This is a genomic window from Metabacillus sp. FJAT-52054, from assembly GCF_037201815.1.
Classification (GTDB): Bacteria; Bacillota; Bacilli; order Bacillales; family Bacillaceae; genus Metabacillus_B; species Metabacillus_B sediminis.
Genome location: NZ_CP147407.1, coordinates 3,479,221 through 3,494,939, shown reverse-complemented (window position 1 = coordinate 3,494,939; position 15,719 = coordinate 3,479,221). Strand labels below are relative to the sequence as shown.

At 45.3% G+C, this 15,719-nt stretch carries 19 protein-coding genes; all 19 read left to right on the top strand.

Annotated elements, in window-relative coordinates; all coding sequences use genetic code 11:
- Positions 1-38 precede the first annotated feature (38 nt).
- The 19 genes from WCV65_RS18245 to WCV65_RS18155 all read left to right on the top strand — a co-directional run bounded on the left by WCV65_RS18245 (position 39) and on the right by WCV65_RS18155 (position 15,535).
- Complete coding sequence (locus tag WCV65_RS18245; protein ID WP_338778451.1) at positions 39-1,157, top strand: DUF4097 domain-containing protein; 1,119 nt, start codon at positions 39-41, stop codon at positions 1,155-1,157.
- Positions 1,158-1,163: 6 nt separating this feature from the next.
- Entirely contained in the window at positions 1,164-1,367 is a 204-nt protein-coding gene (locus WCV65_RS18240; RefSeq protein ID WP_035404614.1) for a PspC domain-containing protein, read from the top strand.
- A complete protein-coding gene (locus tag WCV65_RS18235; protein WP_338778449.1) occupies positions 1,360-1,725 on the top strand; it encodes a phage holin family protein in 366 nt (121 codons plus the stop codon). Before WCV65_RS18240 ends, WCV65_RS18235 begins: the two co-directional genes overlap by 8 nt.
- Positions 1,726-1,834: 109 nt before the next feature.
- Entirely contained in the window at positions 1,835-2,704 is an 870-nt protein-coding gene (locus WCV65_RS18230; RefSeq protein WP_035404610.1) for a metallophosphoesterase, read from the top strand.
- A gap of 271 nt (positions 2,705-2,975) precedes the next feature.
- Positions 2,976-3,902, top strand: coding sequence for an HPr(Ser) kinase/phosphatase (hprK, locus tag WCV65_RS18225; protein ID WP_035404608.1), 927 nt, complete (start codon positions 2,976-2,978; stop codon positions 3,900-3,902).
- A 28-nt stretch (positions 3,903-3,930) separates the two neighbouring features.
- Positions 3,931-4,743 carry a prolipoprotein diacylglyceryl transferase gene (gene lgt, locus WCV65_RS18220; RefSeq protein WP_338778446.1) on the top strand — a complete coding sequence of 271 codons (813 nt, stop codon included), beginning with the start codon at positions 3,931-3,933 and terminating at the stop codon, positions 4,741-4,743.
- Positions 4,744-4,758: 15 nt separating this feature from the next.
- On the top strand, positions 4,759-5,718 hold the full coding sequence (locus tag WCV65_RS18215; RefSeq protein ID WP_338782354.1) for a nucleoside recognition domain-containing protein: 960 nt from the start codon (positions 4,759-4,761) through the stop codon (positions 5,716-5,718).
- Positions 5,693-6,340, top strand: coding sequence for a pyrophosphatase PpaX (ppaX, locus tag WCV65_RS18210; RefSeq protein WP_035404604.1), 648 nt, complete (start codon positions 5,693-5,695; stop codon positions 6,338-6,340). The genes WCV65_RS18215 and ppaX overlap by 26 nt, the downstream gene beginning before the upstream one ends.
- Positions 6,337-6,867: an acyltransferase gene (locus WCV65_RS18205; RefSeq protein WP_338778443.1), complete on the top strand. Its 531-nt coding sequence runs from the start codon at positions 6,337-6,339 to the stop codon at positions 6,865-6,867. The genes ppaX and WCV65_RS18205 overlap by 4 nt, the downstream gene beginning before the upstream one ends.
- Before the next feature lie 156 nt (positions 6,868-7,023).
- Entirely contained in the window at positions 7,024-7,518 is a 495-nt protein-coding gene (locus WCV65_RS18200; RefSeq protein ID WP_338778441.1) for a hypothetical protein, read from the top strand.
- A gap of 79 nt (positions 7,519-7,597) precedes the next feature.
- On the top strand, positions 7,598-8,770 hold the full coding sequence (locus WCV65_RS18195) for an ATP phosphoribosyltransferase regulatory subunit (protein ID WP_035404593.1): 1,173 nt from the start codon (positions 7,598-7,600) through the stop codon (positions 8,768-8,770).
- Positions 8,763-9,395 (top strand): ATP phosphoribosyltransferase, encoded by a 633-nt coding sequence (gene hisG, locus WCV65_RS18190; protein ID WP_035404590.1) that lies wholly within the window; start codon positions 8,763-8,765, stop codon positions 9,393-9,395. Before WCV65_RS18195 ends, hisG begins: the two co-directional genes overlap by 8 nt.
- Positions 9,385-10,608, top strand: a complete 1,224-nt coding sequence (gene hisD, locus WCV65_RS18185) for a histidinol dehydrogenase (RefSeq protein ID WP_338782352.1) — start codon at positions 9,385-9,387, stop codon at positions 10,606-10,608. The genes hisG and hisD overlap by 11 nt, the downstream gene beginning before the upstream one ends.
- A gap of 3 nt (positions 10,609-10,611) precedes the next feature.
- Positions 10,612-11,199 (top strand): imidazoleglycerol-phosphate dehydratase HisB, encoded by a 588-nt coding sequence (gene hisB, locus WCV65_RS18180; RefSeq protein ID WP_035404587.1) that lies wholly within the window; start codon positions 10,612-10,614, stop codon positions 11,197-11,199.
- A complete protein-coding gene (hisH, locus tag WCV65_RS18175) occupies positions 11,200-11,832 on the top strand; it encodes an imidazole glycerol phosphate synthase subunit HisH (protein WP_338778436.1) in 633 nt (210 codons plus the stop codon).
- Positions 11,829-12,560, top strand: coding sequence for a 1-(5-phosphoribosyl)-5-[(5-phosphoribosylamino)methylideneamino]imidazole-4-carboxamide isomerase (hisA, locus tag WCV65_RS18170; protein WP_338778434.1), 732 nt, complete (start codon positions 11,829-11,831; stop codon positions 12,558-12,560). The genes hisH and hisA overlap by 4 nt, the downstream gene beginning before the upstream one ends.
- Positions 12,557-13,315, top strand: coding sequence for an imidazole glycerol phosphate synthase subunit HisF (gene hisF / locus WCV65_RS18165; protein WP_338778432.1), 759 nt, complete (start codon positions 12,557-12,559; stop codon positions 13,313-13,315). The genes hisA and hisF overlap by 4 nt, the downstream gene beginning before the upstream one ends.
- Entirely contained in the window at positions 13,312-13,923 is a 612-nt protein-coding gene (hisIE, locus tag WCV65_RS18160; RefSeq protein ID WP_338778430.1) for a bifunctional phosphoribosyl-AMP cyclohydrolase/phosphoribosyl-ATP diphosphatase HisIE, read from the top strand. Before hisF ends, hisIE begins: the two co-directional genes overlap by 4 nt.
- A gap of 175 nt (positions 13,924-14,098) precedes the next feature.
- Complete coding sequence (locus WCV65_RS18155) at positions 14,099-15,535, top strand: tetratricopeptide repeat protein (RefSeq protein WP_338778429.1); 1,437 nt, start codon at positions 14,099-14,101, stop codon at positions 15,533-15,535.
- Positions 15,536-15,719 lie beyond the last annotated feature (184 nt).

Sequence of the window (15,719 nt, the reverse complement as noted above, 5' to 3'; positions counted from 1 at the left end):
AGGGTGATACTAGGTTGTATTTTTGAGGAGGAGTTACCGTGCAGGAAGAACGCCGAAGAATATTGAAGCTTGTAGAGGAAGGAAAGCTGAACGTAGAAGAAGCGCTCTCTCTCATAGAAAAGCTTGACCATGAAAAGGAAAGCCATGAGAAAAAGTGGGCATCCTTTACACCCTCAATTTTACTGAAAAAAGACGAAAAAGGCAGTCAGCAAAGCGCTTATCAGGAGAACCCGGAAGGATCGCCTTCAGGAAAAACTGCCTCGAAATTAATGAACTGGATTGATTTCGCCGTGAAGAAGGTAAAAGAACTGGATTTGGATTTAGCCATCGGTTCTTCCTTTGATGTTCAGCATATTTTTCAGTTCAGCGGAAGAGGGTTAATGGAATGGGATGTTCAAATAGTGAATGGGAACGTCACATTTAAACCCTGGCCGGAAGATGAAGTTCGGATAGAATGCGAAACAAAGGTTTATCAGACGGAGGATGCTGCACAGGCAAAAGAGGCTTTTCTTAAAAACTTTTATTGCGAAATGGAAGGCAGCAAGCTAAGAATTCAATGCGAGAAAAAATCTATGAAGGCAAATGTTCTCATTTTCCTGCCGGCAAAGGTTTATGAGTTCGCGAAAGTAAAACTGTTTAGCGGTCCTATTAGAGGGGAACAGCTAACTGTGAAGGATTTTAAAGCAAAAACCGCCAACGGGGTGATTTCACTAACGTCACTCAGTGGTGAAAAAGCAGAGCTTGAAACAGCAAACGGGCAAATTAAATTAGCGCAGCATCAATTTCAAACCGTTGAAGCCGAAACCATTCATGGAATGATTGATGTAAGCGGGGCAGGGAGGAAGCTTGATCTGCAGAGCTTCAACGGGAAAATCCTGCTTCACGTGTCAGATCCGGAATGCAAAACCATCCATTGCAGTGCCGCCACCGGCAGCGTAGAAATTTCGATTCCGCAAACCATTAAAGCGAATGGGGAATTGAAATCAAACCTCGGGTCCCTGCATTGTTACTTGGATGCACTTGAAGTAACAAGTGAAAAACACGAGTCGATCACAAAGGAATTGAAATTCCGATCGAACGAAACCGCTAAAGGTGATTTGTCTGTGTTTGCTGATTCGAAAACAGGCTCAGTTGTTTTAAAGCATATGGAGAGGTGAGAAGAAATGGGAAAACTAACTCGTTCAGTTACGAATAAAAAAGTTGCCGGAGTACTGGGAGGAATTGCTGACAGGTTTGGGATAAATGCGAACCTGCTGCGCGTGATTTATATCATTGCATTGTTTCCGACCGGCGGTGCTCCGTTAATCATTGCTTATTTCGTTTTAGTGCTTTTATTGAAAAAAGAAGGAAATCAAATACATGGTTAGGTGGATCGTCAGCGTTTTAATCAATGCAGTCATTTTAATGGTCTGCGCGCTGATTTTTAAAGACAATTTTCAAATTGCTAGCATCTGGGCTGCCGTATTGGCAAGCCTGGTCCTATCCATAATCAATTTTTTAATAAAACCATTTTTGATTATTTTGACACTGCCCGTTACAGTGTTAACACTTGGTCTGTTCCTCTTTGTCATCAATGCCATTACCCTTATGATTACGCAAGCAATCATGGGCGACGCATTTAACATCGATGGATTTGGAACCGCCATTTTAGCCGCTATCGTCATTTCCCTGCTGCACCTTGTCGTGCAAAAAGGGGTCATTGAGCCAATGCGGGAAAACAAGTAGACCAGCGATATGCCGCTGGTCTATATTTTTTGTTCAGATTGAAGCGCCGCCAGTAAAATCTCATTTGTACTTTCGGGGAAAATGGGAATGATAACGACCAGGTGATGAAATGAAATTTATACGCATACTGCTCATCCTGCTGGTTATCGTTGTTTTAATTGCTCTCCCATATAAAGGCCATGCCGGTGAGGATTTCTCTTTTGTATGGATGTCGGATACTCAATATTACGTTAGAGACCATCCAGAGATACTGACAAATCAAATAAAATGGATTTTAAAAAACAGAACGCCAGAAAGGCTTTCATATTTGATTCATACAGGAGACTTGGTGCATAATTCCAGTCAATACAGCCAATGGGAGAGAAATCATCGGGCTTTTCGCAAGCTTGATGCACAAAGGTTTTCATACGGTGTTCTGCCCGGAAATCATGATTTCACAGGCAATGCGGGCGTTCAGCCTTACCATCGTTTTTTCGGGGAGCATCGTTTTGATTCCAAGCCTTATTATAAGGGCTCCTTTTTAGATAATTGCGGTCACTATGACTTAGCCGGAGGCAAGATTTTTCTTTATATGGGCTGGTGCAAAGCAGGCAAAGGGGAAGTAAAGTGGATGAACCGCGTGCTTAAGCATTACCGGAACAAAGAAGCGGTTCTGGCCTTACATGATTACCTTACGTATCAGGGAACCCGAAGTAAAAATGGAGAAAGAATCTATAGGAATGTAGTCGTTCCAAATAAAAATGTAAAACTGGTCCTGAGCGGCCATTATTATGGAATCGCCAAAAGAGTGGATGTCCCTCAAAAGGGCAGAAAGGTCTATCAGCTCCTTGCCAACTATCAGGGACTTCCTAAAGGCGGAGGGGGATACATGCAAATCTTAACCTGGAAGCAAGACGGGATCCAAGTTAGATCGTACTCTCCATATTTAAATAAGGAATGGGAAAAACCTTATTTTTTGAAAATGAATGGAACCTTCTAAATTTGGGAGGTTCTTTTTATATTCGCTTAACTGTAGTGGAACTATGGATAAACTATAATTGAACCTGCAGGATGTGAAGGAGGCTCACTCCCTGCCTAAGGATAAACGATCACGCGCAGCGGATGGAGTTTAACAGAGCTTATTTTTAAAAAAACTCTACTAAAACTTGCTTCGATTCGAGGACCGTCCTGAAAGACTATATCAGCAGAGATAAAAGTGCTAAAATGGAAGAAGATTTTACATATGGTGTTGGCTAAAGGAGGGCTCATCTATGCCTAAAGTACGTACAAAGGATTTAATGGAAAAATTTAAGATGGAACTGATTAGCGGTGAGGAAGGGATTAACCGTCCGATTATGACAAGTGATTTGTCAAGACCGGGCCTTGAAATTGCAGGTTATTTTGCATACTACCCGAAGGATCGGGTTCAGATTTTAGGCAAAACCGAGCTGTCATTTTTTGAAAAATTATCACGTCATGAAAAAGAAGAGCGGATGACGGCGCTATGCACTCCGATTACTCCGGCAATCATTATTTCTCGTGAACTTGATATTCCTGAAGAACTAAAGGAGGCATCTGAACGAAGCGGTGTACCTGTTCTTCGTTCTTCCATGAAAACTACCCGTCTATCGAGTCATTTAACGAACTTTTTAGAAAGCAAGCTTGCTCCAACTACAGCTGTACACGGGGTGCTTGTTGATATTTATGGTGTAGGCGTGCTGATTATCGGAAAAAGCGGTGTGGGAAAAAGCGAAACCGCACTTGAGCTGGTTAAGCGCGGACATCGTCTTGTAGCCGATGATTGTGTTGAAATCAGGCAGGAGGATCAAAACACACTGATTGGAAATGCTCCTGAACTGATTGAGCATCTTCTGGAAATCCGGGGACTCGGCATTATTGACGTAATGACATTGTTTGGGGCCGGTGCAGTCCGGAGTAATAAACGGATTACGCTTGTGATTGATCTCGAAACATGGGATGCGAAAAAACAATATGACCGTCTCGGCTTAGAAGAAGAGACGATGAAAATTATTGATACGAATATTCAAAAGCTTACGGTACCGGTTCGCCCTGGACGAAATCTGGCGGTTATTATTGAAGTAGCTGCTATGAACTTCCGTCTGAAACGGATGGGACTGAATGCTGCCGAACAATTCACGACAAAGCTTGCTGATGTAATTGAAGAAGGAGAACGCTGATTAACGGTCAGAAGAGGAGCTGAAGGGAATGATAGGAACAATCCAGCCGCTTAATCCAATTGCGGTTGAATTTTTAGGGCTGCAGGTCCACTGGTATGGCATCATAATCGGTCTTGGGGCGCTACTTGGCCTGTGGATTGCTGTAAGGGAAAGTGTAAGGAGAGGTCTTCATAAAGATACATTTGTTGATTTGGTCCTTTTTGCTATTCCAATTGCCATCATCTGCGCAAGGCTTTATTATGTAGCATTTCAGTGGGATTATTATTCGCAGAATCCCGCAATGATTCCTCAAATCTGGCAGGGAGGTCTCGCAATCCATGGAGGTCTGATTGGCGCAGTGGCAACAGGTGTCGTTTTTGCCAGAATCAAAAAGCTCTCATTCTGGAAAATTGCAGATATTGCTGCGCCAAGTATTATATTGGGGCAGGCGATTGGCCGCTGGGGAAATTTTATGAATCAGGAAGCGTTTGGCGGTCCGGTTACGAGGGGATTTTTAGAAAATCTCCATCTTCCGAATTTTATCATTAACCAGATGTACATAGATGGGCAATATTATCACCCTACTTTCTTATACGAATCCCTCTGGAATTTAGCCGGCTTTGCTTTGCTGCTATTCTTGCGAAAAGTGAATCTAAGAAGAGGGGAACTTTTTTTATCCTACGTCATCTGGTATTCAATCGGCCGTTTCTTCATTGAGGGAATGAGAACAGACAGTTTAATGCTGACAGCAGACCTGCGCATTGCTCAGGTCATCTCAATTGTGCTGATCTTAACGGCCGTCGGAATCATCATATACCGTCGCATGAGCGGCCTTTCAAAAAAGAGATATCTGGATTCATAATAAGGAGTGATTCGACTGAAGGCGAGTTTAGCAAATGGCTGGAAGGCGGGGCTTGCTACAACATGGACGCTTGGAAAAGTCATTTTTCCCGTGACGCTTCTCGTAGGGATCCTTCGTCATACACCTGTATTGGATTGGATTATTCAGCTTATAGCACCTCTGATGGGGCTGATTGGATTAAGAGGAGAGGCGGCCATTCCGCTTGTGCTCGGGAATTTTTTAAACCTGTACGCAGGAATTGCAGGCATCCTGACACTCGATTTATCGGTTAAGGAAGTTTTCATACTAGCCGTGATGCTGTCATTCTCTCATAATCTGATTATCGAATCCACGGTCGCCGCCAAAGTGGGAATTAAGCTTTGGCTGATTCTCATTGTGAGAGTGGGGCTCGCCATTATTTCGGCGGCTGTCATCAATCTGGTCTGGAGAGGCGGCGGCGAAATGGCGCAGTACGGTTTTATTTCAAAAAGCCAGTCTCACCCGGATGGATGGGGAGAAATCCTGCTTGATGCAATCGGCAAGGGTGTGCTTGGCATTGTGCAGCTAGCAGCCATCGTGATTCCGCTTATGATTATCATGCAGTTTATGAAGGATTTTGGCTGGCTGAAGGTATTTTCTAAATGGATGGCCCCGGTTACAAGATTCCTCGGCATGAGAGAGAATACCTCAATGACACTCGTTGCCGGCTTAACAATTGGACTCGCGTACGGAGCGGGAGTCATGATTCAGGCAGTGAAAGAGGATGGAGTCAGCTACCGTGATCTGACACTTGCTTTTATCTTCCTTGTTTCCTGCCATGCCGTAGTGGAAGATACGCTTATTTTTGTTCCACTGGGAATTCCGGTTCTGCCATTATTTTTAATAAGAGTCATTACTGCGGTTCTGTTAACCGTGATTATTGCAAAGCTTTGGAAACAGCCTGATTCTTCAGCGAGAAAGGAACCTGTTCATGAAAAGGAATACCATTCTGTTTGATTTGGACGGAACATTGATTAATACAAACGAATTGATCATCGAATCGTTTCTTCATACACTGAATCACTACAAGCCCGGCGAGTACAGCCGCGAGCTTGTCCTGCCGTTTATCGGTCCGACTCTTCACGACACCTTCCACTCAATCAATCCTGAGAAAGCCGAGGAAATGATTGGAGTGTACCGGGCCTTTAACCATAAGCAGCATGATGCTTTGGTTACGGAATTTGCCACAGTTTTTGAAACCGTTCAAAAGCTTCATCAAGAAGGATTCAAGCTGGGCATTGTAACGACGAAGATCAGAGACACCGTAAACATGGGGCTTAAGTTAACGAACCTTGGCCAGTTCTTTGATGTCGTTGTTACCCTGGATGACGTTGAACACGCAAAGCCGCATCCCGAGCCGGTCCTGAAGGCGCTGGAACTCCTTGATTCAAAACCTGATGAAGCAATCATGGTAGGAGATAATCATCATGATATCGAAGCGGGCCAAAACGCAGGTACATTAACTGCGGGTGTAGCCTGGACGATTAAAGGCAGAGAATATCTATCAGCATACAAACCCGACTTTATGCTGGAGCAAATGAGTGATTTGCTTCCAATCGCTGGAGTGGAAAAAGCTTGAGACAAACCACACGCTACCCTGTGTCCGGTGCTAATTCCCTTTGGCATATCTATAAAACGGTGCCGTTTTGGAAGGTTGCCAGAAATTTTATTGTCATCCAGCTTGCCCGATACACCCCGTTTCTCGGCATGAAAAACTGGATGTACCGGACATTCCTGGGAGTTAAAACAGGTGAGCAAACCTCTTTTGCACTCATGGTCATGCTGGATGTCATGTTTCCGGAAAAAATTCAAGTCGGCCGCAATTCCGTGATTGGCTATAATACGACCATTCTGGCTCATGAATACCTCATTAAAGAATACCGGCTTGGTGATGTGATCATCGGGGATGAGGTTATGATTGGGGCAAACAGCACCATTTTGCCAGGTGTGACGATTGGAAACGGAGCAATCGTTTCTGCCGGTACTCTTGTACATAAAGATGTACCAGCCGGAGCCTTCGCAGGCGGCAACCCCATGCAGATCATTTATACAAAAGAAGAAATGGAAAAGAGAGCGACGATCGAACCCGCTGAACAGAAAGACTGATTCTGTTTGGCGGGTTTTTTTGTGGTGGTGCGGTGGCTGGCATTATCCTAGAAAAGCAGTAATGCGTGGCAGGAATGCCAGGGATTATCGTGAAAAGCAGCGATGCCAGGCAAGAATGCCAGGCAAGCGCCCGAAATCCAGTAATGCCAGGCAAGAATGCCAGGCAAACGCCCGAAATCCAGTAATGCCAGGCAAGAATGCCAGGCAAACGCCCGCAATCCAGGAATGCCAGGGAAGAATGCCAGGCAAACGCCCGGAACCCAGGAATGCCAGGGAAAAATGCCAGGCAACATCGTGAAAAGAATCAATGCCAGGCAAGAATGCCAGGCAAGCGCCCGAAATTCAGTAATGCCAGGCAAGAATGCCAGGCAAAAGCCCGAAATCAAGGAATGCCAGGCAAGAATGCCAGGCAAACGCCCGAAATCCAGGAATGCCAGGCAAGAATGCCAGGCAAACGCCCGGAACCCAGGATTGCCAGGAAAAAATGCCAGGCAACATCGTGAAAAGAATCAATGCCAGGCAAGAATGCCAGGCAAACGCCCGGAACCCAACAATGCCAGGCATAACATCCATCTCCCACATTTCAAGGTTGAATCTCACTCAAAAGAGGGAAACATACAAACAGAAGCGAATTTTTCCTTGAACGTCTAACTTTATTTTGTTAGTATGGTAACATATTAGCGAACTAAAGGATTTTGGACATTTCGTATTAATTGGGGGTGCCGATTCGATGTTTATGTTTGAGAAGCCTCTTGGTATGAGGGATACACTGCCAGCTCTTTATAAAACGAAGAGAGCGGTCAGGAATAAGATTATGAAGGAAATCAGCGGCTGGGGGTATGATTTTATTGAAACTCCTGCGCTTGAATATTATGAGACAGTTGGTGTACAGTCAGCGATTTTGGATCAGCAGCTTTTTAAATTATTGGATCAGCAGGGGAAGACTCTTGTGCTTCGTCCGGATATGACGGCCCCGATTGCGAGGGTTGCGGCTTCAAGACTGGCTGGCAATTCGCCGCTCAGGCTTTCTTATCAAGCGAATGTTTATAGAGCACAGCAAAGAGAAGGCGGCCGTCCGGCGGAGTTTGAGCAGATTGGTGTGGAATTGATTGGGGATGAGTCCATAAGTGCAGACGCGGAAGCAATATCCTTGATGATTTCCGCTCTTAAAGCTTCAGGTCTCTCAAACTTCAGGGTTGCAATTGGGCATATCGGTTTTGCGGATGCTCTTTTCAAAGAAATCCTCGGGAACCAGGAGAGAGCGGATAAATTAAGACGATTTCTTTATGAGAAAAATTACGTGGGGTACCGCGAGCATGTGAAATCCCTGGCTTTGTCTTCCATTGATAAGCAAAGGCTGCTTGATTTTCTGGCGCTGAGAGGGGATACAGGGAAAATGCTGCAGGCTCTTTCCATTTGTGAATCCAATGACTGCAGACAGGCTATAGATGAGCTGCAGAAGCTTTGGAGCATGCTGGAAGAATTCGGGGTTTCTGAGTATATAAAGCTTGATTTGAATATTGTGAGCCATATGAGCTACTACACAGGGATTCTATTTGAGGTTTACACAGATAAGGTTGGATTTCCGCTTGGGAATGGCGGAAGATACAACCGCTTAATGGAAAAGTTTGACCGCCCTGCAGCTGCCACAGGATTCGGTTTACAGCTTGGACAGCTTTTAGAAGCACTTGATGTGCATGAAAAAGAGGAGTCAAAGCACTGTGTCCTGTTTTCTCAAGAGCGTATGAAAGAGGCTATTGAATATGCGGGGGAATTAAGAAAAGACGGTAAAATGACAGTCCTCCAAAACCTCTCCGGTGTGCAGGATGTGGATTTCTTTACGAAGCAATTTGAAGAGGTTGCTTATTTTATTGGTTCGAAAAGAGGTGCTTCTGATGAATGATGTGCTGACGATTGCGATGCCCAAAGGCAGGATTTTTGAAGAGGCAGCTGAGCTGTTAAGGGAGGCGGGCTATAAACTTCCGCCTGAATTTGATGACAGCCGAAAACTGATCTTGGATATACCTGAAGAAAATCTGCGCTTCTTCCTGGCAAAACCGATGGATGTTTCGACATATGTAGAGCATGGTGTTGCAGATGTAGGGATTGCAGGAAAAGATGTTCTGCTTGAAGAAGAACGGGATGTATACGAAGTTCTGGATCTACAGATCAGCAGCTGCTATTTAGCGGTAGCCGGCTTGCCGGATCACCCGATGAGTGATGTAGCACCAAGGATTGCAACGAAGTATCCGAACATTGCATCCGGTTATTTCAGAGAACAGGGAGAGCAAGTCGAGATCATTAAATTGAACGGATCGATTGAGCTGGCTCCTATGATTGGTCTTGCTGACAGAATCGTCGATATTGTATCGACAGGCCGGACTCTTAAGGAAAATGGACTCGTTGAATATGAGCACATTACGGAAGTGACATCCCGCTTGATTGTGAATCCTGTCAGCTACCGGATGAAGGATCTTCAGATTGATGAACTGGCTGAACGGCTTTCTAAAGCTGTGAATAACCGGTAAGGAGGGGCGGCGTATGGTAAAAGAAATCATTGAAGCGGTAAAGAAGCAGGGTGATGAAGCCCTGAGGTATTATACAGAGAAATTTGACGGAGTGCGTCTCGATTCATTCAAAGTGACAGAAACTGAGATTCAAGAGGCGTATCGCAATTTAGATGATTCATTGCTTGAGATTATAAGGGAAGCCATTGAGAACATCAGGCTTTTTCACAGCAAGCAAAAGCGTGATTCCTGGTTTATGACAAATCCTGATGGAACGGTATTAGGGCAAAAAGTAACACCGCTCGACTCTGCAGGTGTCTATGTACCGGGCGGGACAGCTGCCTATCCTTCCTCGGTCCTGATGAACGTCATTCCAGCCCAGGTCGCTGGTGTAGAGAGAATCGCCATGGTTTCCCCTCCATCTAGAGATGGGGTTATTCCTGCAGGCGTCCTTGTGGCCGCAAATGAGCTCGGCGTAACGGAAATTTATAAAGCAGGCGGTGCCCAAGCAGTGGCTGCGCTTGCATATGGAACGGAAACTATTAAACCGGTTGATAAAATCGTGGGGCCGGGAAATATATTTGTAGCGACAGCGAAACGTGAGGTTTTCGGTGACGTCGATATTGACATGATTGCAGGCCCTAGTGAAATTGCCGTTGTTGCAGATGAGACGGCGAGAGCAAATGAGGCTGCAGCGGATCTTCTTTCACAGGCTGAGCATGATCCGCTCTCCAAATGCATGTTGATTACGACTTCTCAAGCATTTGCAGAAGAAGTAAAGCTGGAAGTGGAAAAGCAGCTGGAGGATTTGCCGCGGAAAGACATAGCGAAAGCATCTATCGATCAAAATGGAGAATTTCTTGTTGCTGAAACGAAAGAAGAAGCAATCCGTTTGGTTAACGAGCTTGCGCCTGAGCATCTGGAGCTTTTAGTAAAGGACCCATTTGAATGGCTTGGCTCCATTCGCCATGCAGGAGCGATTTTTATGGGAAGATACAGCTCAGAGCCGGTCGGCGATTATTTTGCCGGACCGAACCATGTCCTTCCCACAAGCGGTACCGCCAGATTTTCGAGCCCTCTGAATGTGGATGATTTTACGAAAAAGTCCAGCGTCATTTATTACAGCAAGGAAGCATTTGAGAAAAATGCAGGGAAAATCGCAGAGTTCGCACGCTATGAAGGCCTCGAGGCCCACGCCCGCGCGATTGAAGAACGATTGAAACAGGGGGAATAACACATGTCCAGAAAATCTTCCATTGAACGGAATACAAATGAAACACAAATTAGCCTTGAACTGAATATTGATGGCGAAGGCCAGTCTAATCTTGAGACAGGCGTTCCATTTATGACCCATATGCTTGATTTATTTGCAAAGCACGGGCAGTTTGACCTGTCGGTTCATGCGACGGGTGACGTTGAGGTGGATGACCACCATACAACAGAGGACATTGGGATTTGTCTTGGACAAGTATTCCGCGAGGCTCTTGGCGACAAGAAAGGAATTAAGCGCTACGGTTCAGCGATTATTCCGATGGATGAAGCTCTTGCCCAAGTGGTCGTAGACCTCAGCAACCGTCCGCACTTTGAAATGAAGGGCAGCCTCCCAAGCTCAAAGGTCGGCACGTTTGATACCGAGCTCGTTCATGAATTTTTGTGGAAGCTCGCCCTTGAGGCACGAATGAACCTCCATGTGATTATTCATTATGGCCACAATACACATCACATTATTGAAGCTGTCTTTAAAGCCCTTGCCCGTGCACTTGATGAAGCGTCAACGATTGACCCCCGCATCAAAGGGGTGCCATCGACGAAAGGAATGCTGTAAATGATCGGAATCATTGATTATGGAATGGGAAATATCTTTAGTGTCAGGAAAGCGCTCGAACGTATGGAAATTCCGTATTTTGTCTCCGGTATCCGTGAAGACTTAATCGAAGCAGACGGATACATATTGCCTGGGGTCGGAGCGTTTAAGGATGCCATGCAGAACCTTCACGCAGACAGTCTGGCCGATTTCATTAAAGCAGAGGCTGCAAAAGGGAAACCGATCCTTGGAATTTGTCTCGGGATGCAGCTTCTGTTTGATGAAAGCGAAGAAAATGGCCGCACAAAAGGACTCGGGCTGCTGAAAGGAAAAGTTGGCAAGCTTCCAACTAAAATTCCAGACGGAAGGCAAAAAGTCCCGCACATGGGCTGGAACGTTTTGAATATACAAAATGAGTCATTCCTCATTAACGGGCTTGATGGGAAGCATGCCTACTTTGTTCATTCCTTCTATGTAAGAGCAGACCGTCCGAAAACGGTATTGGCAAGCACAAATTATGGAGTTGAGGTTCCTGCGGTTGTGGGAAGCGGAAATGTGTACGGCACGCAGTTCCATCCGGAGAAAAGCAGTACAGCAGGTCTCGCAATTTTAAAGAGGTTTGCCGAAAAAGTGAAAGAGGGGGCAAATGCATGAAACCGTTCATTTTGTATCCGGCGATCGACATGAGGGACGGCAAATGTGTGCGTCTTGTGCAAGGGGATTACAATCAGGAGACTGTCTATGGGGATTCCCCATTTGATATGGCCAAACTTTTTGCTGAAGAGGGTGCTGAGTGGATTCATATGGTGGACCTCGATGGAGCGAAAAGCGGCAAACCGGTAAACAGCCAGTACGTTCTGCAGGTTGCCCGGGAATTGAAGGTAAAGGTGCAAATCGGAGGCGGTATCCGAACGGAGAGTGATGTTGAACGGTATCTTGATCAAGGTATTGATCGGGTAATTTTGGGAAGTTCGGCTATTTCTGATCCTGCTTTTGTAAAGGAGATGCTCTCTAAGTACAGCGGGAAGATTGCTATAGGGCTCGATGCGAAGGACGGATTTGTTTCAACGGAGGGCTGGCTGAATACATCCCAGGTAAAAGCGGCTCACCTCGGGAAAGAGCTTGCTGAGCATGGTGCGGAAACATTTATTTTCACGGACATCGCTACAGACGGAATGCTGTCAGGACCAAATGTTCAATCGACGGCTGAAATGGCAAAAGCGACAGGCAAAACGGTTATTGCTTCAGGCGGAGTCAGTTCAATTGATGACCTTGAAGCATTATCACGTGAAGAGGGAATTTCAGGAGCAATTATCGGGAAAGCACTCTATACGAAACGCTTTTCACTAAGTGAAGCTCTTCAAGAGGTGACAGGACGATGATAACAAAACGGATTATACCCTGTCTTGATGTAAAGGATGGAAGAGTCGTAAAGGGAGTGCAGTTTGTAGAGCTTAGAGATGCTGGAGACCCGGTGGAACTAGCAAAGTTTTATGACGAAGAAGGGGCAGACGAACTTGTTTTCCTTGATATTTCTGCTTCCCATGAAGGAAGGAAAACAATGATTGAAGTAGTAGAACAAACCGCTGCACAGCTTGCGATTCCGTTTACGGTAGGCGGCGGCATCAACAGTCTGGAGGATATGAAAGCCATTCTTCGGGCTGGTGCAGATAAAGTGTCGGTTAATACAGCTGCGCTCGTAACTCCCCATCTTATTTCTGAAGGAGCCCTATACTTTGGTTCGCAGTGTATCGTGACAGCGATCGATGCAAAATACGATGAAGAGCTAGGGAGTTTTCGAGTATATACACACGGCGGACGCAAGCCGACAGAATGGGAAGCTGTCGCGTGGGCAAAAGAAGCTGTTAAGCGAGGCACTGGTGAAATTCTGCTCACAAGCATGGATCAAGATGGTGCGAAGACAGGTTTCGATCTTGAACTTACGCGAAGAATCAGCGAAGCGGTATCAGTACCTGTCATTGCTTCGGGCGGTGCCGGGAATGCCGATCATTTTTATGATGCATTTACAGAAGGCAAAGCTGATGCGGCATTAGCTGCATCCATCTTTCATTATAAAGAGACATCAGTTAGGGAAGTCAAAAGCCAGCTGAAAGCCAGAGGAGTGAATATACGATGAATACAGATGATATCCGATTTGACGAAAAAGGACTTGTTCCTGCCATTGTCCAGGATGCAGTCAGCAAAGAGGTTTTGACGCTTGCCTATATGAATGAAGAATCGCTGAAAAAAACGATAGAAAGCAAAGAGACCTGGTTCTTTAGCCGGTCCCGCAATGAACTGTGGCATAAAGGTGCAACCTCTGGCAACACTCAATCCGTTGTCGAGCTCTGTTACGACTGTGATAAGGATGCCTTGCTTGTACTGGTGGAACCAAAAGGACCCGCGTGCCATACCGGATCCTTTTCCTGCTTTGAAAAAGCCGGAGGGTCCCAGACACAGCACAATCCATTTTCTATTTTAAGTGATCTGGAACGGGTTATTGCCGAGCGGGATACCGAGCGGCCTGAGGGCTCTTATACGACATACCTTCTCACAGAAGGTGTGGACAAGATCCTGAAGAAAGTTGGAGAAGAGGCTTCGGAAGTCATTATTGCCGCTAAAAACAGAAGTCATGATGAACTGAAGTGGGAAGCAGCCGACCTGATTTTCCATTTGCTTGTTTTGCTTAGGGAGCAAAAGCTTTCTTTCAGCGAAGTATTGAAGGCGCTCGAAGAAAGAAAATAACGATTTTCATGGAAGCCCGGCTTTTGAAGCCGGGTTTTATTTTGGATTGAGTATTCCGGCTATCAGAAAAAGGAAATTCTGCTTTTTTGTGGGGGAACTGTCTTCTGCCCTGTTGTGTACGGGTTAAACTATGGTATACTAACGTACGGTTAAATGTATGAAATGGAGGATTTCCGTGGGAAAACAACTATTTGATCGACAGCAAAAAGCGCAGGTTGTTCCTTTTTTCCAGAACGGCGCCTACTATTACCGCAGAGCATTAAAAGCTTATCGGGTGGAGCGGAATCTGGAGAGAGCAAGCAAGCTTCTTAAGCGGGCGGCAGCGCTCGAACCTGATAACTCCAATTTTCTATCCCAGCTTGCAATGATCTATACGGAAATGGGGAATTACCAGGAATCCAATGAAATTTTGACATCCATTATTGAAAAAGTGGACCCGTCCCAGATTGAGTGTCATTATTTCATGGCCAACAATTACGCCCATCTTGGATTGTTCCATCAGGCGTATAAATGTGCGACTGCCTATTCAACTGAAGCTCCTGACGGAGATTTTATAGAAGATAACGAAGAATTGCTTGAATTACTAATGATTGAAGGGGAAGATGAAGATCCTTCTTTCGAAGATTCAGATGAACTGATTATAAAGCAGGAAACGGCAAGATCTCTTCTTGAGAACGGTAAACTCGATGAAGCGATCTCTCTTTTGCATGAAATCATTGAAGAATTTCCTGAATTCTGGTCTGCTTACAACAATTTATCCCTGGCTTATTTTTACTCGGGAAACGTTGAAAAAGCAAAATACTATCTGGAGCTTGTACTGGAGCTGAATGAAGGCAATTTGCATGCTTTTTGCAATCTGCTTGTCTTTTACTATTACGAGCGCAAGGATAAGGAAGTGCTGGCGCTGACTGAGCAGCTGGCCGCAGTTCATCCAATTATGATTGAACACCGCTATAAACTTGGTGCAACATTCGCCTTGATCGGGAAATACGAGCTGGCGTTTAAATGGCTTCGTTCCCTGCAGCGCCAAGGATTTGAGGGTGATGATACCTTCTTTTACTGGCTGTCCTACTCGGCCTGGCATCTTGGGCATGAGGATCTGGCGAAATCGGCCTGGGACCGCGTCATCCGCGAAAATCCTTCCAAAGCCGGATCTGAGCCATGGGAGAACCAGTCATCGTTAAAGGAAATGACGCTTAAAGAGCGTCTGACACTGGTTTACATTGCTTCAAAATCCAATCAGCTTGAAGAAATTAGGCATCATCATGCTTTAAGACCTCAATCTGATATTGAACAGGAGTTTTTAAAGCATATCCTCTCTCCTGATGCTCACCAAAAAGGAAGCGGGGCTTATTTATATGATGCAGCCGAAGCACTGGAAAAGCAGCTGCATTCAATTGAAGAAAAGACATTTCTCTCCTTCTTTGACACGATGCTTAAGGTTAATTCAGCCAAGCACAGTTTAAAGAATGCAAATGCCTGGTCCGCTGCCTTTTATTACATTCTCAAGGAAAAAGATGAGGAACGGGTGACAAAGACAGAGGTCGCCACTGCATTTGGAGTGACGGTTTCAACTTTGACCAAATATGAACGGCTTGTAAAAGGCCTATAAACATTTCGGGAAAAGTATCGGCAGCGTATGCGGTGCTTTTTTCTTAAATTGAGCAGACCTCATTTAAAAAGATGGCAAAGAAGCCTTACACCATTGATCCCTTTTCATCAAAATGTACTGAACGGACCATCTTCCAGCCTCAGTGCGTTTATTCGTGAGCAAAAAAATAGCGTGTTTTTTTAAT